The sequence below is a fragment of the Rhodococcus sp. C1 genome, assembly GCF_020809065.1.
In the GTDB taxonomy this organism is placed as follows: domain Bacteria; phylum Actinomycetota; class Actinomycetes; order Mycobacteriales; family Mycobacteriaceae; genus Rhodococcus_F; species Rhodococcus_F qingshengii.
The window spans coordinates 2,022,891-2,044,563 of record NZ_CP078080.1; the positions used below are offsets into that span (position 1 = coordinate 2,022,891).

The following is a 21,673-nucleotide window of genomic DNA, read 5'->3' on the forward strand; positions in this document are numbered from 1 at the left end:
TGCAGGCGGGTTCGTGAGTGCCTACTTGGGGGAGACCCAGGTGGTGATTTCGGCGTGGACTACTTCCTTGCCGCCCCGGTCGAAGATCGAGATGGGAACGAGAAGTTCCGTGCCACTCTCGATCGCCGCGAAGTCCGGCAAAGTCTCGAGTCGGGCGACCGCCCGCAGGCCGGTCTCGGCCTTGGCGAGGTAGTCGACCTTCATGGACTTGGGGATCCAGCGGTGCGAGTTCGGAACCGTCGCTTCGCTCAGCATGCCCATTGCGACCTCCGCGAGATTGCATGCAGCGATCGCGTGGAAAGTGCCGAGATGATTGTGGACGCCCCACCATTTGGGGGAGCGGACCTCGCAGAGCCCTGGTTCCAACTTGGTCACCCGGGGGAGAACAGAGGCGAAATAGGGCACGCGAATGGACATCGCCGCCGAGAAAACTGCATGTCCGAGGGCATTGTCCGGCAATTTCTGCCATCCGCGATAGGTAGGGCTGGAGGTAGTCATAGGCCTATCTTACTTCTGAGTAAGGTTGTTGTCGCGCAGCTCACTCGGAAAAGGCAGTTCGGGGGAGTTGAGGATTTGGGCCAGGTACGGCATACTGGTCGGGTTGCCTTGTCCGGGACGCGGTCGATTGCGGCCGTGATCGGGTAAGGGTAAGACGTCACAGACGATCGATCGCAGATCCCGTCAGGGTAATCGGGTCAACGACTGTGACCATGCAAGACGAGAAGTAATGCAGGACGGAAGCAGTACCTACTTTGTGTTCGACATCGAACACGTCCGGTACGCATCACGCGCCAGATAATCGAAAGATTGTCCGGCGCAGGATGAGTGAGAAGGCGACACGCCCGACCGCGTGTACCGGAGAACAATGACAAACGAACAGCGGCAGCAGATCCTGATCTCGATCCGAATCTCGGTACTCCCGAGAACTTGGACTTGGTCCCGATCGCTTCAGTGTTCGTCGTGTCATCGTCCAGGCAAGGACTGTGCAGACGAGGTAGCTCGAGCCTGACCAGGCGGGCTACGAAACGCGGCAAGAAAAGGACACTAAGCGTGGCGGGACAAAAGATCCGCATCAGGCTCAAGGCCTACGACCACGAGGCGATCGACGCGTCAGCGCGCAAGATCGTCGAGACGGTAACCCGTACGGGTGCCCGCGTCGTTGGACCTGTGCCGTTGCCGACCGAGAAGAACGTATATTGCGTCATCCGCTCGCCGCACAAGTACAAGGACTCGCGCGAGCACTTCGAGATGCGTACTCACAAGCGGCTGATCGACATTCTCGACCCGACGCCGAAGACGGTTGACGCGCTCATGCGCATCGACCTTCCGGCCAGTGTCGACGTGAACATTCAGTGACGGCGGAGACAAAAACAATGACTGATACCAAGATCAAGGGAATCCTGGGCACCAAGCTCGGCATGACCCAGGTCTTCGACGAGAACAACCGGGTTGTCCCGGTCACCGTCGTGAAGGCTGGGCCGAACGTCGTAACCCAGATCCGTACCGAAGAGCGTGACGGCTACAGCGCCGTTCAGCTCGCGTTCGGCGCCATCGACCCGCGCAAGGTGAACAAGCCGACTTCCGGCCAGTTCACCAAGGCTGGTGTGACCCCGCGTCGCCACGTAGTGGAGCTCCGCGTTGCGGACACCTCCGACTACGAGGTCGGCCAGGAGCTCACCGCCGAGGTCTTCGAGGACGGCGCATACGTCGACGTCACCGGAACCAGCAAGGGCAAGGGCTTCGCCGGAACCATGAAGCGTCACGGCTTCAAGGGACAGGGCGCGTCGCACGGTACCCAGGCTGTTCACCGCCGCCCGGGCTCCATCGGTGGCTGTGCAACTCCCGGCCGCGTGTTCAAGGGCATGCGCATGTCCGGACGCATGGGTAGCGACCGCATCACGACGCAGAACCTCTCGGTCCACAAGGTGGATGCAGAGAACGGCCTGCTGCTGATCAAGGGTGCGATCCCCGGCCGCAAGGGCGGCCTCGTGATCGTCAAGAGTGCAGTGAAGGGTGGTGCACGGGCATGACCAGCACCGAGACCAAGTTGACCCTGGACGTCAAGGTCGCCGGCGGCAAGACCAACGGCACCGTCGATCTCCCCGCTGAGATCTTCGACGCTCCGGCCAACATCGCGCTTCTCCATCAGGTTGTCGTCGCGCAGCTCGCAGCTGCTCGTCAGGGAACCCACTCCACCAAGACCCGCGGCGACGTCCGCGGCGGTGGCAAGAAGCCGTACCGCCAGAAGGGCACCGGCCGCGCACGCCAGGGCTCGACTCGCGCACCGCAGTTCGTCGGCGGCGGAACCGTTCACGGCCCGCAGCCGCGTGACTACAGCCAGCGCACCCCCAAGAAGATGAAGGCAGCCGCTCTTCGCGGAGCCCTCTCTGACCGCGCACGCAACGAGCGCATCCACGTCATCACCGAACTGGTTGCAGGGCAGACGCCTTCGACCAAGGGCGCAATCGCGTTCCTCGGCGAGATTTCGGATCGCAAGAAGCTGCTGCTCGTCGTGGGTCGCCAGGATGTAGCCGCTTGGAAGAGCGTGCAGAACCTGGAAGGCGTGCATCCCATTGCACCCGACCAGCTCAACACCTACGACGTGCTCAATGCAGACGATGTCGTGTTCAGCGTCGAGGCACTCAACGCGTTCATCCACGGGCCCGCAGAGAGCGCTCAGAACAAGGAGGACGCCAAGTGAGCACCATCGCTGACCCCCGCGACATCCTGCTCGCTCCGGTCATCTCCGAGAAGTCCTACGGACTGATCGAGGAAGGCACCTACACCTTCCTGGTGCACCCGGACTCGAACAAGACGCAGATCAAGATTGCCGTCGAGAAGGTCTTCGGCGTCAAGGTGACCAGCGTCAACACCGCCAACCGTCAGGGCAAGCGTAAGCGGACCCGATTCGGTTACGGCAAGCGCAAGGACACCAAGCGCGCGCTCGTGACCCTGTCCGCTGACAGCAAGCCCATCGAGATCTTCGGAGGACCGGTCGCGTAAGCGCCGGGACTTGACGAGACATAGAGGACGAGAAGACTCATGGCAATCCGTAAGTACAAGCCGACAACACCGGGCCGTCGTGGCTCGAGCGTCTCGGACTTCGCCGAGATCACTCGGTCGACCCCCGAGAAGTCGCTGGTTCGCCCGCTGCACGGTCGCGGTGGACGTAACGCACACGGTCGTATCACCACCCGTCACAAGGGTGGCGGACACAAGCGTGCATACCGACTGATCGATTTCCGTCGCAACGACAAGGACGGCATCCCGGCAAAGGTCGCTCACATCGAGTACGACCCCAACCGCACAGCAAACATCGCACTCCTGCATTACGCAGACGGTGAGAAGCGCTACATCATCGCCCCCAAGGGCCTGGTGCAGGGTTCACCGGTCGAGTCCGGTGCAGGCGCCGACATCAAGCCGGGCAACAACCTGCCGCTGCGCAACATCCCGACTGGTACCACCATCCACGGTGTGGAACTGCGTCCCGGCGGCGGAGCCAAGATGGCTCGTTCCGCAGGCGCCAGCATCCAGCTCCTCGGTAAGGAAGGCAGCTACGCCACGCTGCGTATGCCTTCCGGTGAAATCCGTCGCGTCGACGTGCGCTGCCGCGCATCCGTCGGCGAGGTCGGCAACGCCGAGCAGTCGAACATCAACTGGGGCAAGGCCGGCCGTATGCGTTGGAAGGGCAAGCGCCCGACCGTTCGTGGTGTCGTGATGAACCCGGTCGACCACCCGCACGGTGGCGGCGAGGGCAAGACCTCAGGTGGACGCCACCCGGTCAGCCCGTGGGGTAAGCCTGAAGGCCGTACCCGCAAGAACAAGGCAAGCGACAAGATGATCGTCCGTCGCCGCCGCACCGGCAAGAACAAGCGCTAGGAGGGAGTGAAGGATGCCACGCAGCCTTAAGAAGGGCCCGTTCGTCGATGACCACCTCCTCGCGAAGGTGGATGTACAGAACGAAAAGGGAACCAAGCAGGTCATCAAGACCTGGTCCCGTCGTTCGACAATCATCCCGGACTTCATCGGCCACACGTTTGCAGTTCACGACGGCCGCAAGCACGTCCCCGTGTTCGTTTCCGACTCCATGGTCGGACACAAGCTCGGAGAGTTTGCACCGACCCGCACGTTCAAGGGTCACATCAAGGATGATCGGAAGGCGAAGAGGCGATGAGCAACACCGAAACCGCCAACCCGACTGCCAAGGCTGTAGCGAAGCACGTTCGCGTTACGCCGATGAAGGCACGTCGAGTTGTGGACCTGGTCCGCGGGCGCTCGGTTGAAGACGCCCTGAACATCCTGAAGTTCGCGCCGCAGGCAGCGAGCGAGCCGGTCGCCAAGGTGATCGCCTCCGCAGCAGCCAACGCCGAGAACAACCTCGACCTCGACCCCAGCACGCTTGTCGTTGCTACGGCGTTCGTGGACGAGGGCGCGACCCTCAAGCGGTTCCAGCCGCGTGCACAGGGACGTGCGTTCCGTATTCGCAAGCGCACCAGTCACATCACCGTGATCGTGGAGAGCCTGCCGAAGACCGGAACATCGACCCGTAATCGCCGGAAGGGAAGTGCTCAGTAGTGGGCCAGAAAATCAACCCGCACGGCTTCCGTCTCGGCATCACCACCGACTGGAAGTCTCGCTGGTACGCAGACAAGCAGTACGCGGAGTACGTCAAGGAAGACGTCGCGATCCGTAAGCTCCTCGCCACCGGCATGGAGCGCGCAGGAATCGCGAAGGTCGAAATCGAGCGCACCCGTGACCGTGTTCGCGTGGACATCCACACTGCACGTCCGGGCATCGTCATCGGCCGCCGCGGCGCCGAAGCCGATCGCATCCGCTCCGAGCTCGAGAAGCTGACCGGCAAGCAGGTTCAGCTGAACATCCTCGAGGTCAAGAACGCAGAAGCTGAAGCACAGCTCGTCGCACAGGGTGTGGCCGAGCAGCTCTCGAACCGCGTTGCCTTCCGTCGTGCAATGCGCAAGGCCATCCAGTCGGCCATGCGTCAGCCCAACGTCAAGGGAATCCGCGTTCAGTGCTCCGGTCGTCTCGGCGGCGCCGAGATGTCCCGGTCGGAGTTCTACCGCGAAGGCCGTGTGCCGCTGCACACGCTTCGTGCGGACATCGACTACGGCCTCTACGAGGCCAAGACCACCTTCGGTCGCATCGGCGTCAAGGTCTGGATCTACAAGGGCGACATCGTCGGTGGCAAGCGTGAGCTCGCCGCCAACACGGCCGCACCGGCCGGGGATCGCCCGCGTCGTGAGCGTCCGAGCCGTCCGCGTCGTTCCGGTGCCACCGGTACCACTGCGACCAGCACCGAGGCCGGCCGCGCAGCGACCGCAACCGCCGATGCTCCCGCAACTGAACAGAATCAGGAGGGCTGACGCATGTTGATCCCACGGCGGGTCAAGCACCGCAAGCAGCACCACCCGAGCCGTTCGGGTGCCGCCAAGGGCGGTACCCAGGTGACCTTCGGTGACTACGGCATCCAGGCTCTCGAGCCTGCCTACATCACCAACCGGCAGATCGAGTCCGCTCGTATCGCCATGACTCGGCACATCAAGCGTGGCGGCAAGATCTGGATCAACATCTTCCCGGATCGCCCCCTCACGAAGAAGCCGGCCGAAACCCGAATGGGTTCCGGTAAGGGTTCGCCCGAGTGGTGGATTGCCAACGTCAAGCCCGGACGCGTTCTGTTCGAGATGACATACCCCAACGAGGAGATTGCTCGTGAGGCCCTGCGCCGCGCGATGCACAAGCTCCCGTGCAAGTGCCGGATCGTGACCAGAGAGGAGCAGTTCTGATGGCTACTGGAACCCCAGCAGCAGAGCTCCGCGAGCTCAGTGAAGACGAGCTGGTCACCCGGCTCCGTGAGTCGAAGGAAGAGCTTTTCAACCTTCGTTTCCAGATGGCTACCGGCCAGATGGACAACAACCGACGACTGCGCACCGTTCGTCACGAGATCGCGCGCATCTACACCGTCCTGCGTGAGCGTGAGCTCGGACTCGCTGTGGGTCCGGATGCAGGTGACGCGGCATGAGTGAGGAAAAAGCAGTGAGCACAGAAGAGCGCGCGAGCCGTAAGGTCCGTGTCGGATACGTCGTGTCCGACAAGATGGAAAAGACGATCGTGGTCGAGCTCGAAGACCGCGTCAAGCACAAGCTCTACGGCAAGATCATCCGCCGTACGACCAAGGTGAAGGCGCACGACGAGAACGGCGTTGCCGGCGTCGGCGACCGCGTTCAGCTGATGGAAACCCGTCCGCTGTCCGCGACGAAGCACTGGCGTCTGGTCGAGGTCCTCGAAAAGGCCAAGTAAGCCTGATCGAATCCTCGAGCTGATCGAGTATCACCGAATGGCCCGCTTCCCCTTGGGGGAGTGGGCCATTCGGCTTTCCGGGGGCTTTCGGGGCTTTCCGGGCGAAGGGTTCGAGTTGCGTCGAGTACGGCTGATTTGGTATTCGGTGAACCCTTCCCTACAATAGAACGGTTGCCTGTGGCAGAGGTGTGTCTTCACGTGCGCAGCTCGAACGGTGCTTGCAGTGATCGTCTCCCGACGTCAGTCGGTGGGACTGCAGCTCAGACACGACGCAGGTGGCAACAATGACCGCGCGCACCGGGTCGGTAATCCGTTGCGCACGAAATTCCAGGTCTAGGGAGATCAAGTGATTCAGCAGGAGTCGCGAGTTCGCGTCGCTGATAACACGGGTGCCAAGGAAATCCTTTGCATCCGCGTTCTCGGCGGTTCGTCACGTCGCTACGCCGGGATCGGTGACGTCATCGTCGCCACCGTCAAGGACGCAATCCCCGGTGGAAACATCAAGAAGGGTGAGGTCGTCAAGGCCGTCATCGTTCGCACGACCAAGGAGCGCCGTCGTCCGGACGGTTCCTACATCAAGTTCGACGAGAACGCTGCAGTGCTCATCAAGGCTGACAGTGATCCCCGTGGAACCCGCATCTTCGGACCCGTCGGCCGTGAGCTGCGCGAGAAGAAGTTCATGAAGATCGTTTCGCTTGCCCCGGAGGTGCTGTGATGAAGGTGCACAAGGGTGACACCGTTCTGGTCATCGCCGGCAAGGACAAGGGCGCGAAGGGGAAGGTCATTCAGGCCTACCCCGCGACCGACAAGGTCCTCGTCGAAGGCGTGAACCGAATCAAGAAGCACACCGCGGTTTCCGCGAACGAGCGCGGAGCATCCTCCGGCGGCATCGTCACGCAGGAAGCCCCGATCCACGTTTCCAACGTTGCAGTCGTCGACTCGGACGGAAACCCCACCCGCGTGGGCTACCGCACCGACGAAGAGTCCGGCAAGCGCGTTCGGATTTCCCGGAAGAACGGGAAGGACATCTGACATGACCTCCACCGAAAACAAGGTCCAGCCGCGCCTCAAGGCACGCTACCGCGCTGAGATCAAGGACGCGCTCAACAGCGAGTTCGACTACTCGAACGTCATGCAGATCCCCGGCGTCGTCAAGGTTGTCGTCAACATGGGCGTCGGCGACGCTGCCCGTGACGCCAAGCTGATCAACGGCGCTGTCCATGACCTGTCGCTGATCACGGGCCAGAAGCCCGAGATCCGCAAGGCACGTAAGTCCATCGCGCAGTTCAAGCTCCGCGAAGGTATGCCCATCGGTGCACGCGTCACCCTCCGTGGTGACCGCATGTGGGAGTTCCTGGACCGCCTCGTGTCTGTCGCTCTGCCCCGTATCCGCGACTTCCGCGGTCTCTCGGGCAACCAGTTCGACGGCAACGGCAACTACACGTTCGGCCTCAACGAGCAGTCGATGTTCCACGAGATCGACGTGGACAAGATCGATCGCCCCCGCGGCATGGACATCACCGTCGTGACCACCGCAACCAACAACGAAGAAGGCCGTGCACTGCTCAAGCACCTCGGCTTCCCGTTCAAGGAGAACTGAGCGCATGGCTAAGAAGGCATTGGTCAACAAGGCCAACAAGAAGCCCAAGTTCGCGGTTCGCGCCTACACCCGCTGCCAGCGGTGCGGTCGCCCGCACTCGGTGTTCCGCAAGTTCGGCTTGTGCCGTATCTGCGTTCGCGAGATGGCTCACGCCGGCGAGCTTCCCGGAGTTCGCAAGAGCTCTTGGTGATCTGAGGCCCTCGGGCTTCGTCACACCACGCATGTGAATGGGCGTGGGTTCCTTTGGAACCCACGCCCATTCGTGTTTTTCATCGAGATGTGAATCGTGCCGATCCTGAAAAGAACTGCCCCGCTGCGACTCTGGTTGAAAGCGATCATCGTTCGTCGGTGTCGTTCTTCGGTGCCGAACGAGCAGTTCAGATTTCGGGGTGCGTCGATAGCTTCCCGATCGCATCCTTCGGGCGGCAGTGGGGGAGGCGACATGGGATCCCGGTGGACACCTGCGCCAAAGTTCCCTACACTAGAGCGGTTGCCGTGGCTGACGCATGCGTTCAGCTCGGTGCGGTAACTTACGCCGTCTGACACAAGTCGGACGGCCCAGCCGAATTGCTGGAGGCCCACGATCGGATTCGTCCGGTGTTGCATGGGAACCACAGCGAGAAAGGTGTCGAGGTCGACCTATGACCATGACTGACCCCATCGCAGACTTCTTGACGCGTCTGCGCAACGCCAACACGGCGTACCACGATGAGGTGAAGCTTCCCCACTCGAAGATCAAGGCGAACATCGCCGAGATCCTCAAGCGCGAGGGCTACATCTCCGATTTCCGTACCGAAGACGCAGAGGTCGGCAAGACCCTCATCGTCGATCTGAAGTACGGTCCCAGCCGCGAGCGTAGCCTCGCCGGCGTGCGTCGCGTTTCCAAGCCCGGTCTCCGGGTTTACGCGAAGTCCACCAACCTGCCCAAGGTCCTCGGAGGCCTCGGCGTGGCCATCATCTCCACGTCGTCCGGTCTGCTCACCGATCGCCAGGCGGCCAATCAAGGAGTAGGCGGGGAAGTCCTCGCCTACGTCTGGTAAGGGAGGCCACCACAATGTCGCGTATTGGAAAGATTCCGGTCACCGTCCCCGCGGGCGTTGACGTCACGATCAGCGGCCAGGATGTCACCGTCAAGGGTCCCAAGGGCACCCTCGCGCTGACCCTCTCCGAGCCCATCGCAATCGAAAAGGCAGAGGACGGCTCGCTGAGCGTCACGCGCCCCGACGACGAGCGTCGTAGCCGCGCGCTGCACGGTCTGTCGCGGACCCTGGTTGCGAACATCATCACCGGTGTCACCGAGGGTTACACGAAGAAGATGGAGATCCACGGTGTTGGTTACCGTGTGGCACTGAAGGGCAAGGACCTCGAGTTCGCGCTCGGCTTCAGCCACCCGGTGCCGATCGAGGCTCCTGAAGGCATCACCTTCGTCGTCGAGTCGCCCACCCGGTTCTCGGTGTCCGGCATCGACAAGCAGAAGGTCGGGCAGATCTCGGCCAACATCCGTCGTCTCCGTCGTCCGGACCCGTACAAGGGTAAGGGCGTGCGTTACGAGGGTGAGCAGATCCGCCGCAAGGTCGGAAAGACGGGTAAGTGATATGAGCCAGACTGCAAACCAGAAAGCCAAGCGGATTCCGCTGGGCAAGGATGCGTCCACCAAGCGTCGTCTCTCGAAGACGCGTCGTCACTTCCGTCTCCGCAAGAAGGTCTCCGGCACGCCCGAGCGTCCCCGCTTGGTCGTCAACCGGTCCTCGCGCCACATCCACGTCCAGCTCGTGGACGACCTGGCCGGCCACACCCTGGCCTCCGCGTCGACCATCGAAGCAGACGTGCGCGTGGCAGAAGGCGACAAGAAGGCTGCGAGCGCGAAGGTCGGTCAGCTGATCGCCGAGCGCGCCAAGGCTGCCGGCGTGGAAGCAGTTGTCTTCGACCACGGCGGACACGGCTACCACGGTCGCATCGCGGCCCTGGCAGACGCGGCTCGCGAAGGCGGGTTGAAGTTCTGATGACCAACATTTTCAACGGAAGGACAGCCTGATGCCGGGACGTCAAAGGCGTGACGGCGGAAGCGGACCCGCCGGACAGAATGGCCCCAACAGCGGTGACAACAGCAACGCTCGTGGGGACAACCGTGGTGGCGGCCGTGACCGTCGCGACGGTGGCCGTGGCGGAAACGCTGCGGAGAAGTCACAGTTCATCGAGCGCGTTGTCACGATCAACCGCGTTTCCAAGGTCGTCAAGGGTGGTCGTCGCTTCAGCTTCACCGCTCTGGTGATCGTCGGAGACGGCAACGGACTGGTCGGCGTCGGCTACGGAAAGGCCAAGGAAGTTCCCGCGGCCATCCAGAAGGGTGTCGAGGAGGCTCGCAAGAGCTTCTTCCGCGTCCCGATGATCGCCAACACCATCACTCACCCCGTTCAGGGTGAGGCTGCTGCCGGCATCGTCATGCTTCGCCCGGCAAGCCCCGGTACCGGTGTTATCGCCGGTGGCGCTGTGCGCGCCGTGCTGGAGTGCGCTGGTATCGCGGACATCCTGTCGAAGTCGCTCGGTAGCGACAACGCCATCAACGTCGTGCATGCGACCGTTGCTGCGCTCAAGGGTCTGCAGCGTCCCGAGGAAGTTGCGGCTCGCCGCGGCCTCACCCTCGAAGAGGTTGCACCCGCCGGCATGCTTCGCGCTCGCGCACAGGCTGCTGGGAGTGTGAAGTAATGGCAGATCTCAAGGTCACTCAGATCAAGAGCATCATCGGGACCAAGCAGAACCAGAAGGATTCTCTGCGCACGCTGGGTCTCAAGGGCATCCGTCAGACCGTTGTTCGTGAGGACAACGCACAGAACCGCGGTCTGATCAACGTGGTGCGCCACCTCGTAACAGTTGAGGAGGTCTAACCATGACCATCAAACTGCACCACCTGCGCCCCGCTCCGGGATCCAAGTCCAACAAGATTCGTGTTGGACGCGGTGAGGGCGGCAAGCGTGGTAAGACCGCAGGTCGCGGTACCAAGGGCACCAAGGCACGTAACACCGTGCGCGTGGGCTTCGAGGGTGGACAGATGCCGCTTCACATGCGTCTGCCCAAGCTCAAGGGCTTCACGAACCCGTTCCGCGTCGAGTACCAGGTCGTCAATGTCGGCGACATCGCCCGTCTGTTCCCCGAAGGTGGAGCAATCACGGTCGAGGATCTCGTCGCCAAGGGCGCAGTCCGCAAGAACCAGCTCGTCAAGGTTCTGGGCGACGGCGAACTGACAGTTGCCGTTCAGGTGACCGTCGACAAGTTCACCGGTTCCGCTAAGGAAAAGATTGCTGCTGCCGGTGGTTCCGCCACCGAGCTGTGAGTGATCACGCGTAGCTAGTCCGATGGCCGCAGCGCAGCGTTTGCTGCGGTGCGGCCATCGGCGTCTACGAGGTCGTGTCACAGGTACGAGGTCGTGTCACAGATTGGTCGTGCATGCTCGGACGGGCCAGTATTCTGGTCACCGAGTGGCAAATGTATCTTCGGCTTACCCGGTTTTCGTGGTCTGCCCGCCTAGTTCCCAAATGCTCACTGTTAGAGTTCAAAAGTTCGACAGGTCAAAACGATCTGTCTCCCTACCGTCGTGCCAGGAGGATCTTTGCTTTCCGCCTTCGTCTCGGCCCTCAGGACCCCAGACCTGAGGCGGAAGATCCTCTTCACCCTCGGCTTGGTGGCTCTGTATCGGGTCGGCGCTCTCATCCCGTCCCCAGGTGTCGACTACGGCCGTGTGCGTCAGTGCATAGATATCGCCAACTCCGGTGACTCAGCAGGTATCTACTCGCTGATCAACCTGTTCTCCGGCGGCGCTCTGCTGCAGATGTCGATCTTTGCGATCGGCATCATGCCGTACATCACGGCGAGCATCATCGTGCAGCTCCTGACCGTGGTGATTCCGAAGTTCGAGGAACTTCGGAAAGAAGGCCAGTCCGGCCAGGCCAAGATGACGCAGTACACGCGTTACCTGTCCATTGCTCTGGCAATCCTGCAGTCGACCGGCATCGTCGCTCTTGCGGCACGCGGACAGTTGCTCCAGGGCTGTGACGACATCATCGCCGACAAGTCGATCTTCGGACTTGTCATCATCGTGCTGGTCATGACTGCCGGTGCTGCCATGGTCATGTGGTTCGGCGAGGTCATCACCGAACGTGGCGTCGGCAACGGTATGTCCCTCCTCATCTTCGCCGGTATCGCATCGCGTATCCCGAGCGAGGGCAAGGCAATCCTCGACAGCCGTGGTCCGCTGGTCTTCGCCTTCGTCTGCCTCGCAGCGCTGCTGATCATCGCCGGTGTCGTCTTCGTCGAGCAGGGTCAGCGTCGTATCCCGGTGCAGTACGCGAAGCGGATGGTCGGACGCAAGATGTACGGCGGATCCTCGACGTACCTGCCTCTGAAGGTGAACCAGGCCGGCGTCATCCCGGTGATCTTCGCGTCTTCACTGCTGTACCTCCCGAACTTGATTGCACAGCTGACTTCGGCCAGTACAGCGGTCGACCCCAGTTGGTGGCAGCGCCTCATCAACACCTACCTGGTGAATCCGGCCAACCCGGTGTACATCGCGATCTACTTCGGCCTGATCGTCTTCTTCACGTACTTCTACGTCGCCATCACCTTCAATCCCGAAGAGCGCGCCGACGAGATGAAGAAGTTCGGCGGCTTCATCCCCGGTATCCGACCCGGTCAGCCGACCGCGGACTACCTCAACTACGTGCTGAGTCGCATCACCCTTCCGGGTGCGATTTACCTCGGCACCATTGCTGTTCTGCCCAACCTGTTCCTCGACATCGGGAATGGCGGCGGCGCGCAGAACCTGCCGTTCGGTGGCACCGCGGTGCTGATCATGGTCAGCGTCGGCCTGGACACCGTGAAGCAGATCGAGAGTCAGCTAATGCAGCGTAACTATGAAGGGTTCCTCAAGTGAGACTTGTCCTCCTTGGTCCTCCCGGTGCCGGCAAGGGCACCCAGGCCGCTATCTTGTCCGAGAAGTTCGGCGTTCCCCATATCTCCACGGGTGATCTCTTCCGCGCGAACATCGGTCAGGCCACCGCTCTCGGTGTGGAAGCAAAGAAGTACATCGACGCCGGCGAACTCGTACCGAGCTCGATCACCAACGACATGGTGAAGGCTCGCGTCGCAGAACCGGACGCAGCAAACGGTTTCCTTCTCGACGGATTTCCGCGCTCGGTCGAACAGGCTCAGGCACTCGAGGGAATCTTGAAGGATCTCGACACCAAGCTCGACGGTGTCCTCTCCTTCGTCGTCGACGAGGACATCGTGGTCGAGCGTATGCTCGCCCGTGGTCGTGCAGACGACACCGAGGACGTCATTCGCAACCGACTCCGGGTCTACCGCGACGAGACGTCACCGCTGTTCGATTACTACAAGGACAGCATCGTCTCCGTCGACGCGATCGGCGAGGTCGAAGAGGTCAACGCTCGCGCACTGGCAGCGTTGGGTAAGTAATGGTCTTCGGGCGCAAACGCAAGGTTGTTCCGTTCCGCTCCGCGGGCGAACTCGACGCGATGGCTGCTGCCGGCGCGATCGTGGGTTCGGCTCTGGTGGCGGTTCGCGCTGCGGCGAAGCCCGGTGTCAGCACTTTGGAATTGAACGCGGTCGCTGAATCCGTCATTCGTGACGCCGGCGCCGTGCCCTCGTTCCTCGGGTACCACGGCTTCACCGGCTCGATCTGCTCTTCGGTCAACGATCGCGTCGTTCACGGAATCCCTTCAGCTCAGGACATCCTGGCTGAAGGCGACCTGGTTTCCATCGACTGTGGCGCGATCCTCGACGGATGGCACGGTGACTCCGCTTGGACGTTCGGTGTCGGTGAGATCAGCGTCGCCGATCAGGAGCTCAGCGAAGCCACTCGGCTTTCCATGGAAGCCGGGATCGCGGCAATGATCGCCGGCAACCGTCTGACGGATGTTTCGCACGCGATCGAGGTCGGTACTCATGCCGCCGAGAAGTTGCACGGTCGTTCCTACGGCATCGTCGACGGATACGGCGGACACGGAATCGGCCGGGAAATGCACATGGATCCGTTCCTCGCCAATGAAGGTGCCCCGGGTAAGGGTCCTGAACTGGTTGTCGGATCTTGCCTGGCGATTGAGCCGATGCTCACGCTCGGCACCACCGACACGGTGATTCTCGACGACGACTGGACCGTTGTGACGACCGACGGGTCCCGTGCGGCGCACTGGGAACACACTGTCGCAGTGACCGAAGACGGTCCGCGGATTCTGACACTCCGGCCGGAGTAGTCGACACAGTCGCTGACAAGTGTTGGCAGCGAGCATGATTCATGTTCGAGAAGTCCCAGCCTCATTTCGAGGCTGGGACTTTTTCGGTGGGGGAGCGGTGTGTGTCGTCACCCTGACCGGAGGCGCATTTGGCCTGGTCGTTTACATCGCGTAACATGGCTAGGCGGTGCGCTATGCGCGTCGATAGTTCGTGTGCCTACGCCTGGATCGCTCCGGGATCGGGCTTTCGAACTGCCGACGATCTTTCCATTGCGTGCCAATGTAACGGAAGCCGATGCACGAAGCATGCCAAACCAAACGGATCGCGGAGGATATGGCTAAGAAAGACGGGGCCATCGAGGTCGAAGGACGAGTAGTCGAGCCGCTGCCCAATGCGATGTTCCGCATTGAGCTCGAGAATGGCCACAAGGTCCTCGCCCACATCAGCGGAAAGATGCGTCAGCACTACATTCGCATCCTCCCGGAAGATCGCGTTGTCGTAGAGCTCTCGCCCTACGATTTGTCGCGCGGACGCATCGTTTACCGCTACAAGTAACGAACTTCCCGGACCTGACCTGGGTCAGGGAGAAGTATGTCTGCCGCGGTTCATCGCGGCGGGCTGCGACAAAACAGGAGATCAGAAGACGTGAAGGTTCAGCCGAGCGTCAAGAAGATCTGCGAGAAGTGCAAAGTGATTCGCCGTAACGGTCGAGTCATGGTGATCTGCGAGAACCTGCGTCACAAGCAGCGTCAGGGCTAGATCTAGCTTTTCGAAGATCTGCTTGGCAACAAGCAAAGAAGACCTCCCAGTACCAGCCATTGTTGACGAGACCCCACGCGATCGTTCACCGATCGCCAAGGTCGGACAATGGTTCACCCCCGGCACGGAGGCCGGGGCCCCACTGAGTTAGTTGATGAGATCATCTGCGCCTTCGGGCGTCGGTACTCGGCAAGAGGCACAGGGGAAGGGCTGGGAGCAGACCTCCGCACACCGATAAGGAAATGCCAACATGGCACGTCTCTCTGGTGTTGATCTTCCTCGCGAAAAGCGCATGGAGATCGCACTGACATACATCTACGGCATCGGCCGTACCCGCTCCAAGGAAATCCTTGACGCCACCGGCGTCAGCCCGGATCTCCGGAGCAAGGACCTCTCGGACGAGGACCTGGCAAAGCTCCGCGAGTACATCGAGGAGTCGCTCAAGGTCGAGGGTGACCTTCGCCGCGAGGTTCAGGCCGACATCCGTCGCAAGATCGAGATCGGCTGCTACCAGGGCCTGCGCCACCGTCGTGGTCTGCCCGTGCGTGGTCAGCGCACCAAGACCAACGCCCGTACCCGTAAGGGTCCGAAGCGCACCATTGCCGGCAAGAAGAAGGCGAAGTAATGCCCCCGAAGTCACGTAGCACCGGTCCGAAGAAGACCCAGAAGACGCGTCGCAGGGATAAGAAGAACATCCCGCACGGCGCCGCTCACATCAAGAGCACCTTCAACAACACCATCGTGTCCATCACGGACCCCGCCGGAAATGTCATTTCCTGGGCGTCTTCGGGACACGTCGGCTTCAAGGGTTCGCGTAAGTCGACTCCCTTCGCCGCTCAGCTTGCTGCTGAGAGCGCTGCCCGTAAGGCGCAGGAGCACGGTGTCAAGAAGGTTGACGTCTTCGTCAAGGGACCGGGATCCGGTCGCGAGACCGCAATCCGTTCCCTCCAGGCCGCTGGCCTCGAGGTCGGCACCATTTCCGATGTAACCCCCCAGCCGCACAACGGCTGCCGTCCGCCCAAGCGGCGTCGGGTATAGCGGGAAGGATAGGTAGAAGAAAATGGCACGTTATACCGGACCCATCACCCGCAAGTCGCGTCGTCTGCGCGTCGACCTCGTTGGAGGCGACCAGGCATTCGAGCGTCGCCCGTACCCGCCCGGACAGCACGGCCGCGCGCGTATCAAGGAGAGCGAGTACCTGCTCCAGCTGCAGGAGAAGCAGAAGGCTCGCTTCACCTACGGCGTCATGGAGAAGCAGTTCCGCCTGTACTACAAGGAGGCGAACAACCGCCCCGGCAAGACCGGCGAGAACCTGCTTCGCATCCTCGAGTCGCGTCTCGACAACGTCGTGTACCGCGCAGGCCTCGCTCGCACGCGCCGTCAGGCACGTCAGCTGGTCACGCACGGTCACCTTCTCGTGAACAACAAGAAGGTCGACATCCCGAGCTACCGCGTCTCGCAGTACGACATCATCGATGTCAAGGAGAAGTCGCTCTCCACGCTTCCGTTCCAGGTTGCGCGTGAGACCGTCGGCGATCGCCCGGTTCCCGGGTGGCTGCAGGTTGTCGGCTCGCGTCTGCGGATCCTGGTTCACCAGCTTCCCGAGCGCGCGCAGATCGACATCGCTCTGCAGGAACAGCTCATCGTCGAGTACTACTCGAAGTAAGGCGCTTCGCACCCCGTGAGTGGTTGAGGAGTCTCCGGACTCCTCAACCACTCACAGGGCCGCAGGCCCTTTCCCATCGTGGGCGTCAAATAGTGGACGTCCGTACAGGAGGAAATACCAATGCTCATTTCTCAGCGACCCACGCTGACCGAAGAGGTCATCGCTGATAACCGCTCGAAGTTCGTCATCGAGCCCCTGGAGCCAGGTTTCGGGTACACGCTCGGCAATTCGCTGCGCCGCACGCTGCTCTCGTCGATCCCCGGCGCTGCTGTCACCAGCATCCGTATCGACGGCGTTCTCCACGAGTTCACCACCGTCCCGGGCGTGAAGGAAGATGTCACCGACATCATCCTGAACCTCAAGGGCCTCGTCGTGAACTCCGAAGAGGACGAGCCGGTCACCATGTACGTCCGCAAGCAGGGCCCCGGCGCTGTTACTGCGGGCGACATCGTGCCCCCGGCAGGCGTCACCGTGAACAACCCTGATCTGCACATCGCCACCCTGAACGACAAGGGAAAGCTGGAGATCGAGCTCGTAGTCGAGCGCGGTCGTGGCTATGTCCCCGCCGTTCAGAACAAGGCGTCCGGCGCAGAGATCGGCCGTATCCCGGTCGACTCGATCTACTCGCCGGTGCTCAAGGTCACCTACAAGGTGGAGGCCACTCGCGTCGAACAGCGCACCGACTTCGATCGGCTCGTTCTCGACGTGGAAACGAAGAACTCCATCACCGCACGGGACGCGCTCGCTTCGGCGGGCAAGACCCTGGTTGAGCTCTTCGGCCTGGCCCGTGAGCTGAACGTCGAAGCAGAAGGAATCGAGATCGGACCCTCGCCTGCCGAGGCCGATCACATCGCTTCCTTCGGACTCCCCATCGAGGATCTGGACCTCACGGTCCGCTCCTACAACTGCCTCAAGCGCGAAGGTGTTCACACCGTCGGTGAGCTTGTCGGCCGTACCGAGTCCGATCTGCTCGACATCCGCAACTTCGGACAGAAGTCCATCGACGAGGTCAAGGTCAAGCTGCATTCGCTCGGCCTGTCCCTCAAGGACAGCCCCGCATCCTTCGATCCCACCACCGTTGCAGGCTACGACGCCGCCACCGGAACGTGGAGTGACACTGATGCCGGTTCCTTCGGCGATGCCGAAGGTACCGAGGACTACGCCGAGACCGAACAGCTGTAGCAGCTCAGGTCCTTTACTAGGAGATCATCATGCCCAAGCCCAAGAAGGGTGCCCGCTTCGGCGGGTCGGCTTCCCACCAGAAGGCGATTTTCGCCAATCTGGCTACCGCGCTCTTCGAGCACGGTCGCATCACCACCACCGAGTCCAAGGCCAAGGCACTGCGCCCCTACGCCGAGAAGCTCGTCACGCACGCAAAGGCCGGCACGCTGGCTCACCGTCGTGAGGTGCTGAAGGTCATCCGCAACAAGGATGTCGTTCACACCCTGTTCGCCGAGATCGGCCCGTTCTACGCGGACCGTAACGGTGGATACACCCGCATCATCAAGACGATCCCCCGCAAGGGTGATAACGCTCCGATGGCAATCATCGAGCTCGTCAAGGAAAAGACCGTCACCTCCGAGGCTGACCGCGCTCGTCGCGTCAAGTCCTCGCAGGAAGCTCCCGCCGCAGAGAACGTCGTCGAGGCCGTAGAGGCCGACGCGACCGACGCTGAGGTCGAGAACGCTGACGCAGTCGTCGAGGCCATCGAGGACGAGACCGCAACTGCGGCCGACGCTCCCGAGGCCGAAGAGGCCAAGAAGGACTAGTCTCCCTTGGTTTCGGCACACGCTGAATCGAACGAGCCCGCCGCCCCCATCGGGGACGGCGGGCTCGTTCGATTGCGGCTCGACATCTCCTACGACGGCACCGACTTCTCGGGTTGGGCCCGCCAGACCGATCTGCGCACCGTGTGCGGTGAGATCGAAGACAAGTTGGGAACGGTGCTTCGACACCCGGTTCAGTTGACCGTTGCCGGTCGAACCGACGCCGGTGTCCACGCCACCGGTCAGGTAGCGCACGTCGACGTTCCGGGAGAGTTGCTCCCGGACGATCCGTCGCGGCTCGTGCGCAGACTTGCACGATTTCTGCCCAAGGACGTTCGGGTCAAACAGATATCGGTGGTTCCGGGTGACTTCGATGCGCGCTTCTCCGCGATGCGACGCTATTACGAGTACCGGGTGACCAACGCGGCGTTCGGAGTGGAACCACTACGCGCACGCGACACCGTCTCGTATCCCAAACCACTCGATCTCGGAGCGATGCAGGATGCGTCGAATCGGCTGCTGGGTCTGCACAACTTCGCGGCATTCTGCAAGCGTCGAGAAGGCGCTACGACGGTGCGGGAGCTGCAGCGTTTCGACTGGACCCAAGAGGGCACGGTGTTCACGGCGTACGTGAATGCTGACGCATTCTGCTGGTCGATGGTTCGCAGTCTCGTCGGCGCAGTCCTCTCCGTCGGTGAGGGACGGCGCACGGCCGCCTGGGTGGCAGGTTTGCTCGACGAAACGTCGCGATCCAGTTCCATCCTCGTTGCGCCGGCGCACGGACTTTCGTTGGTCCGCGTGGACTACCCCGACTACTCGGAACTGGCTGCCCGCAACGCGATTACCCGTGAGACCCGCGAGATTCCGTCTTCGGGTGGATGCTGCGGCGACTGAACATCACCATGCAAAATGCCCTCCCACTCTGTGTGGGAGGGCATTCGTATCGGGGGGCTATCCCGCCAGTTGGCGCGCGATGACCAATCGCTGAATCTGGTTGGTGCCCTCGAAGATCTGCGTGATCTTGGCCTCGCGCATGTAGCGCTCGACGGGGAAGTCCTGGGTGTATCCGTACCCGCCGAATACCTGAACGGCGTCGGTGGTGACCTTCATTGCCGCGTCGGTGGCCACGAGCTTGGCGACGCTCGCGTTGCGTGAATACGGAACTCCGGCGTCGCGGCGGCGGGCTGCATCGAGGTAGGTGGCTCGCGCGGAGTCGACTGCGGCAGCCATGTCCGCGAGCACGAAACCGAGTCCCTGGTGATCGATGATCCGCTTGCCGAATGCCTTGCGCTCCTTCGCGTAAGCGACCGCGTCGTCGAGCGCGCCTTGAGCGATTCCGACGGCAACGGCGGCGATTCCGAGTCGGCCGGAGTCGAGAGCGCTGAAGGCGATCGGCAGCCCCTGGCCGCGCTGACCGATCAATCGCTCCTCAGGAATGAAGGCGTCGTCGTAATTCGCGGAGGCAGTGGGGACCGCGCGTAGCCCCATCTTCTCTTCGGGTTTTCCGAAGCTGAGGCCTTCGGTGTCCTTGTCCACCAGGAGGCAGGAGACGCCGCGTGAACCGTCGTCACTGGTGCGTGCGAAGAGATTGTAGAAGTCCGCCTTGCCGCCGTTGGTGATCCAGGCTTTCGAGCCGTTGACGCGGTAGCCGCCGTCGGTGGGCGTCGCCTTGCACGACAACGCGGCGGCGTCGGATCCGGCCTGCGCTTCGGAAAGGCTGTACGCGCCGATGGTGTTGCCGCCCAGCATGTCCGGTAGCCAGCGGTTCTTCTGTTCGTCGGTGCCGAAGGTGAACAGCGGGAAGCACGACAGGCTGTGCACGCTCACCGCCACTGCAACCGCTGCCCAGCGTGAGGCGATCTCTTCGAGCACTTGGAGGTACACCTCGTACGGCTGATCGCCGCCGCCGAACTCCTCGGGATACGGAAGGCTCAGCAGACCCGCCTGTCCGAGTGCGGGGAACACTCCGTCTGGATACTTCTCGGCCTTCTCGTATTCGTTGACCTTGGGCGCGAGTACCTTGTCCGCGACATCACGCGTCAGTTCGATGAGATCGCGAGCTTCTTGGCTGGGCATCAGGCGTTCGACGGGCACGGTCGGCTCCTAGCTAGGTAATAGTACTGAGAACGATACTGCAGTACTGTTGTAGGTATGGCAAGGCTGGTTCACAAGACGACTGCGCGCAGGGCAGAGTTGTTCGATCAATTGGTCGAACTGTTCTTGAGCGAGGGTTTCGCCCACCTCACGCTCGACGAGATCTCAGCTCGTCTGCACTGCTCCAAGAGCACCTTGTACACCGTGGCGGCTGGCAAAGAGGATCTGGTGCGGGCGGTGACAGTGCACTTCTTCCGGGCGGCGACCGATGCAGTGGAGAGTGCAGTCGCCGCCGAAACGGCCCCGACTCGTCGAGTCGCGGTGTATCTCGAAGCAGTGGGTGATCGGCTGTCCGCGGCGTCCAGTCAGTTCATGGAAGACCTGGCCGAATCGGTGTCGGCGAGCCAGGTCTACGAGAAGAACACGTCGATCGCTGCTGATCGTGTGCGATCGCTCATCGTCGAGGGGGTCGATTCGGGCGCATTCCGGCAGGTACACGCATCATTTGTCGCCGATGCCGCTGCGGCGACGATGGTTCGGATCCAGCAACGCGCGGTCTACCGGGCAACTGGTCTGGACGATGCCAGCGCTTATCGGGAACTGGCAGCACTCATCACGGACGGGATCACTGCGTGATCAGTCGCTAGCATCGACGTTCATGGCACCTTTGAACGTCGAAGTCATCGTAGGTTCGGTCCGCGAGGGGCGAATGGGACGAGCAGTGGCGGACTGGTTTGTCGAGCGCGCAACCGCGAACCCGTCGTGGAACGTATCGGTGATCGACCTCAGAGAGCTGTCGTTGCCGCAGGATTTCTCGGATTCACCTGCCACGGAGGTTTTCCGCCGGCGAATCGGGCGCGCCGACGCTGTTGTCGCCGTGACCTCCGAATACAACCACGGGTATCCGGCTGCTCTCAAGACCGCATTCGATTCGGTGAAACACGAGTGGCGTGCCAAGCCGATCGGATTCGTGTCCTACGGCGGGATTTCAGGTGGTGTTCGGGCCGTCGAGCAACTGAGGCAAGTGGTGGCGGAGTTGCACATGGTCTCGGTGCGTCAAAGCGTGACCATTCACCGGGTGCGTAAGCAATTCGGACACGAGCCGTACGGCGTGGATTCGATTGCGATCGATGCAAGCGAGAAGATGATTCGTGAATTGGATTGGTGGGGAAGCGGATTGCGGATGCAACGTGCAAGTGATCCCTATCCCGGCTGATCTTGGACATA

36 protein-coding genes are annotated in these 21,673 nt (G+C 61.9%); 34 read left to right on the plus strand and 2 right to left on the minus strand.

The features are described 5' to 3' along the window. Positions 1-21: 21 nt before the first annotated feature. Positions 22-498, minus strand: coding sequence for a hotdog fold domain-containing protein (locus KTR60_RS09245; protein ID WP_003940943.1), 477 nt, complete (start codon positions 496-498; stop codon positions 22-24). 552 nt (positions 499-1,050) lie between these two features. Between KTR60_RS09245 and rpsJ the strand changes: the two genes are divergently transcribed. The 32 genes from rpsJ (at position 1,051) to truA (ending at position 19,246) form a co-directional block, all read left to right on the plus strand. Continuing rightward, entirely contained in the window at positions 1,051-1,356 is a 306-nt protein-coding gene (gene rpsJ, locus KTR60_RS09250; RefSeq protein WP_003938093.1) for a 30S ribosomal protein S10, read from the plus strand. Between the two features lie 17 nt (positions 1,357-1,373). Continuing rightward, the gene (gene rplC / locus KTR60_RS09255) at positions 1,374-2,030 is read left to right on the plus strand and encodes a 50S ribosomal protein L3 (protein ID WP_003940826.1); all 657 of its coding nucleotides are present in this window, start codon (positions 1,374-1,376) and stop codon (positions 2,028-2,030) included. Continuing rightward, positions 2,027-2,701 (plus strand): 50S ribosomal protein L4, encoded by a 675-nt coding sequence (gene rplD, locus KTR60_RS09260; protein ID WP_003940723.1) that lies wholly within the window; start codon positions 2,027-2,029, stop codon positions 2,699-2,701. Before rplC ends, rplD begins: the two co-directional genes overlap by 4 nt. Beyond that, a complete protein-coding gene (gene rplW, locus KTR60_RS09265) occupies positions 2,698-3,003 on the plus strand; it encodes a 50S ribosomal protein L23 (RefSeq protein ID WP_003940990.1) in 306 nt (101 codons plus the stop codon). Before rplD ends, rplW begins: the two co-directional genes overlap by 4 nt. 39 nt (positions 3,004-3,042) lie before the next feature. Next, positions 3,043-3,879 carry a 50S ribosomal protein L2 gene (rplB, locus tag KTR60_RS09270; RefSeq protein WP_003940895.1) on the plus strand — a complete coding sequence of 279 codons (837 nt, stop codon included), beginning with the start codon at positions 3,043-3,045 and terminating at the stop codon, positions 3,877-3,879. A 13-nt stretch (positions 3,880-3,892) separates the two neighbouring features. Beyond that, positions 3,893-4,174 (plus strand): 30S ribosomal protein S19, encoded by a 282-nt coding sequence (gene rpsS / locus KTR60_RS09275; protein WP_003940820.1) that lies wholly within the window; start codon positions 3,893-3,895, stop codon positions 4,172-4,174. After that, on the plus strand, positions 4,171-4,575 hold the full coding sequence (rplV, locus tag KTR60_RS09280; RefSeq protein WP_003940717.1) for a 50S ribosomal protein L22: 405 nt from the start codon (positions 4,171-4,173) through the stop codon (positions 4,573-4,575). Before rpsS ends, rplV begins: the two co-directional genes overlap by 4 nt. Then, positions 4,575-5,381 (plus strand): 30S ribosomal protein S3, encoded by an 807-nt coding sequence (gene rpsC / locus KTR60_RS09285; RefSeq protein ID WP_003941003.1) that lies wholly within the window; start codon positions 4,575-4,577, stop codon positions 5,379-5,381. Before rplV ends, rpsC begins: the two co-directional genes overlap by 1 nt. Positions 5,382-5,384: 3 nt before the next feature. Further along, on the plus strand, positions 5,385-5,801 hold the full coding sequence (gene rplP, locus KTR60_RS09290; protein ID WP_003940899.1) for a 50S ribosomal protein L16: 417 nt from the start codon (positions 5,385-5,387) through the stop codon (positions 5,799-5,801). Then, the gene (rpmC, locus tag KTR60_RS09295) at positions 5,801-6,037 is read left to right on the plus strand and encodes a 50S ribosomal protein L29 (RefSeq protein ID WP_003940734.1); all 237 of its coding nucleotides are present in this window, start codon (positions 5,801-5,803) and stop codon (positions 6,035-6,037) included. Before rplP ends, rpmC begins: the two co-directional genes overlap by 1 nt. Next, positions 6,034-6,315, plus strand: a complete 282-nt coding sequence (gene rpsQ / locus KTR60_RS09300) for a 30S ribosomal protein S17 (RefSeq protein ID WP_003941020.1) — start codon at positions 6,034-6,036, stop codon at positions 6,313-6,315. Before rpmC ends, rpsQ begins: the two co-directional genes overlap by 4 nt. 346 nt (positions 6,316-6,661) lie before the next feature. Then, a complete protein-coding gene (gene rplN / locus KTR60_RS09305) occupies positions 6,662-7,030 on the plus strand; it encodes a 50S ribosomal protein L14 (RefSeq protein WP_003940951.1) in 369 nt (122 codons plus the stop codon). Continuing rightward, a complete protein-coding gene (gene rplX / locus KTR60_RS09310; protein WP_003941019.1) occupies positions 7,030-7,347 on the plus strand; it encodes a 50S ribosomal protein L24 in 318 nt (105 codons plus the stop codon). Before rplN ends, rplX begins: the two co-directional genes overlap by 1 nt. A gap of 1 nt (position 7,348) precedes the next feature. Further along, complete coding sequence (rplE, locus tag KTR60_RS09315; protein WP_003940924.1) at positions 7,349-7,915, plus strand: 50S ribosomal protein L5; 567 nt, start codon at positions 7,349-7,351, stop codon at positions 7,913-7,915. Positions 7,916-7,919: 4 nt separating this feature from the next. After that, entirely contained in the window at positions 7,920-8,105 is a 186-nt protein-coding gene (locus KTR60_RS09320; RefSeq protein ID WP_003940698.1) for a type Z 30S ribosomal protein S14, read from the plus strand. A 451-nt stretch (positions 8,106-8,556) separates the two neighbouring features. Beyond that, positions 8,557-8,955: a 30S ribosomal protein S8 gene (rpsH, locus tag KTR60_RS09325; protein WP_003940873.1), complete on the plus strand. Its 399-nt coding sequence runs from the start codon at positions 8,557-8,559 to the stop codon at positions 8,953-8,955. A gap of 14 nt (positions 8,956-8,969) precedes the next feature. Then, positions 8,970-9,509: a 50S ribosomal protein L6 gene (rplF, locus tag KTR60_RS09330; RefSeq protein ID WP_228402059.1), complete on the plus strand. Its 540-nt coding sequence runs from the start codon at positions 8,970-8,972 to the stop codon at positions 9,507-9,509. Between the two features lies 1 nt (position 9,510). Next, a complete protein-coding gene (rplR, locus tag KTR60_RS09335) occupies positions 9,511-9,918 on the plus strand; it encodes a 50S ribosomal protein L18 (RefSeq protein ID WP_003940996.1) in 408 nt (135 codons plus the stop codon). A gap of 31 nt (positions 9,919-9,949) precedes the next feature. Continuing rightward, on the plus strand, positions 9,950-10,621 hold the full coding sequence (rpsE, locus tag KTR60_RS09340) for a 30S ribosomal protein S5 (RefSeq protein ID WP_003940718.1): 672 nt from the start codon (positions 9,950-9,952) through the stop codon (positions 10,619-10,621). Continuing rightward, positions 10,621-10,800 (plus strand): 50S ribosomal protein L30, encoded by a 180-nt coding sequence (gene rpmD, locus KTR60_RS09345; protein WP_003940751.1) that lies wholly within the window; start codon positions 10,621-10,623, stop codon positions 10,798-10,800. The genes rpsE and rpmD overlap by 1 nt, the downstream gene beginning before the upstream one ends. Positions 10,801-10,802: 2 nt before the next feature. Further along, complete coding sequence (gene rplO / locus KTR60_RS09350) at positions 10,803-11,246, plus strand: 50S ribosomal protein L15 (RefSeq protein WP_003940829.1); 444 nt, start codon at positions 10,803-10,805, stop codon at positions 11,244-11,246. A 276-nt stretch (positions 11,247-11,522) separates the two neighbouring features. Then, positions 11,523-12,842, plus strand: coding sequence for a preprotein translocase subunit SecY (secY, locus tag KTR60_RS09355; protein ID WP_003940773.1), 1,320 nt, complete (start codon positions 11,523-11,525; stop codon positions 12,840-12,842). Then, on the plus strand, positions 12,839-13,384 hold the full coding sequence (locus KTR60_RS09360; protein ID WP_003940868.1) for an adenylate kinase: 546 nt from the start codon (positions 12,839-12,841) through the stop codon (positions 13,382-13,384). Before secY ends, KTR60_RS09360 begins: the two co-directional genes overlap by 4 nt. Continuing rightward, the gene (gene map / locus KTR60_RS09365) at positions 13,384-14,181 is read left to right on the plus strand and encodes a type I methionyl aminopeptidase (protein WP_003940806.1); all 798 of its coding nucleotides are present in this window, start codon (positions 13,384-13,386) and stop codon (positions 14,179-14,181) included. Before KTR60_RS09360 ends, map begins: the two co-directional genes overlap by 1 nt. A 313-nt stretch (positions 14,182-14,494) precedes the next feature. Beyond that, entirely contained in the window at positions 14,495-14,716 is a 222-nt protein-coding gene (gene infA / locus KTR60_RS09370; RefSeq protein ID WP_003418601.1) for a translation initiation factor IF-1, read from the plus strand. 90 nt (positions 14,717-14,806) lie between these two features. Beyond that, positions 14,807-14,920 (plus strand): 50S ribosomal protein L36, encoded by a 114-nt coding sequence (gene rpmJ, locus KTR60_RS09375; RefSeq protein ID WP_003938068.1) that lies wholly within the window; start codon positions 14,807-14,809, stop codon positions 14,918-14,920. 250 nt (positions 14,921-15,170) lie between these two features. Beyond that, positions 15,171-15,545 carry a 30S ribosomal protein S13 gene (rpsM, locus tag KTR60_RS09380; RefSeq protein WP_003940834.1) on the plus strand — a complete coding sequence of 125 codons (375 nt, stop codon included), beginning with the start codon at positions 15,171-15,173 and terminating at the stop codon, positions 15,543-15,545. Continuing rightward, entirely contained in the window at positions 15,545-15,958 is a 414-nt protein-coding gene (gene rpsK / locus KTR60_RS09385) for a 30S ribosomal protein S11 (protein WP_003940683.1), read from the plus strand. The genes rpsM and rpsK overlap by 1 nt, the downstream gene beginning before the upstream one ends. 22 nt (positions 15,959-15,980) lie before the next feature. Continuing rightward, positions 15,981-16,586 carry a 30S ribosomal protein S4 gene (gene rpsD / locus KTR60_RS09390; protein WP_003940769.1) on the plus strand — a complete coding sequence of 202 codons (606 nt, stop codon included), beginning with the start codon at positions 15,981-15,983 and terminating at the stop codon, positions 16,584-16,586. 120 nt (positions 16,587-16,706) lie between these two features. Continuing rightward, positions 16,707-17,768, plus strand: a complete 1,062-nt coding sequence (locus KTR60_RS09395) for a DNA-directed RNA polymerase subunit alpha (protein ID WP_003941016.1) — start codon at positions 16,707-16,709, stop codon at positions 17,766-17,768. 29 nt (positions 17,769-17,797) lie between these two features. Next, a complete protein-coding gene (gene rplQ, locus KTR60_RS09400) occupies positions 17,798-18,355 on the plus strand; it encodes a 50S ribosomal protein L17 (RefSeq protein WP_007728580.1) in 558 nt (185 codons plus the stop codon). Between the two features lie 6 nt (positions 18,356-18,361). Next, entirely contained in the window at positions 18,362-19,246 is an 885-nt protein-coding gene (gene truA / locus KTR60_RS09405) for a tRNA pseudouridine(38-40) synthase TruA (protein WP_228402060.1), read from the plus strand. Between the two features lie 57 nt (positions 19,247-19,303). On the opposite strand, the gene KTR60_RS09410 is transcribed toward truA, so the two are convergent. Further along, positions 19,304-20,446 carry an acyl-CoA dehydrogenase family protein gene (locus KTR60_RS09410; RefSeq protein ID WP_007728582.1) on the minus strand — a complete coding sequence of 381 codons (1,143 nt, stop codon included), beginning with the start codon at positions 20,444-20,446 and terminating at the stop codon, positions 19,304-19,306. 57 nt (positions 20,447-20,503) lie between these two features. Between KTR60_RS09410 and KTR60_RS09415 the strand changes: the two genes are divergently transcribed. Next, entirely contained in the window at positions 20,504-21,082 is a 579-nt protein-coding gene (locus KTR60_RS09415; protein WP_003940885.1) for a TetR/AcrR family transcriptional regulator, read from the plus strand. Positions 21,083-21,104: 22 nt separating this feature from the next. Then, positions 21,105-21,662, plus strand: a complete 558-nt coding sequence (locus tag KTR60_RS09420) for an NADPH-dependent FMN reductase (protein WP_003940967.1) — start codon at positions 21,105-21,107, stop codon at positions 21,660-21,662. Positions 21,663-21,673 lie beyond the last annotated feature (11 nt).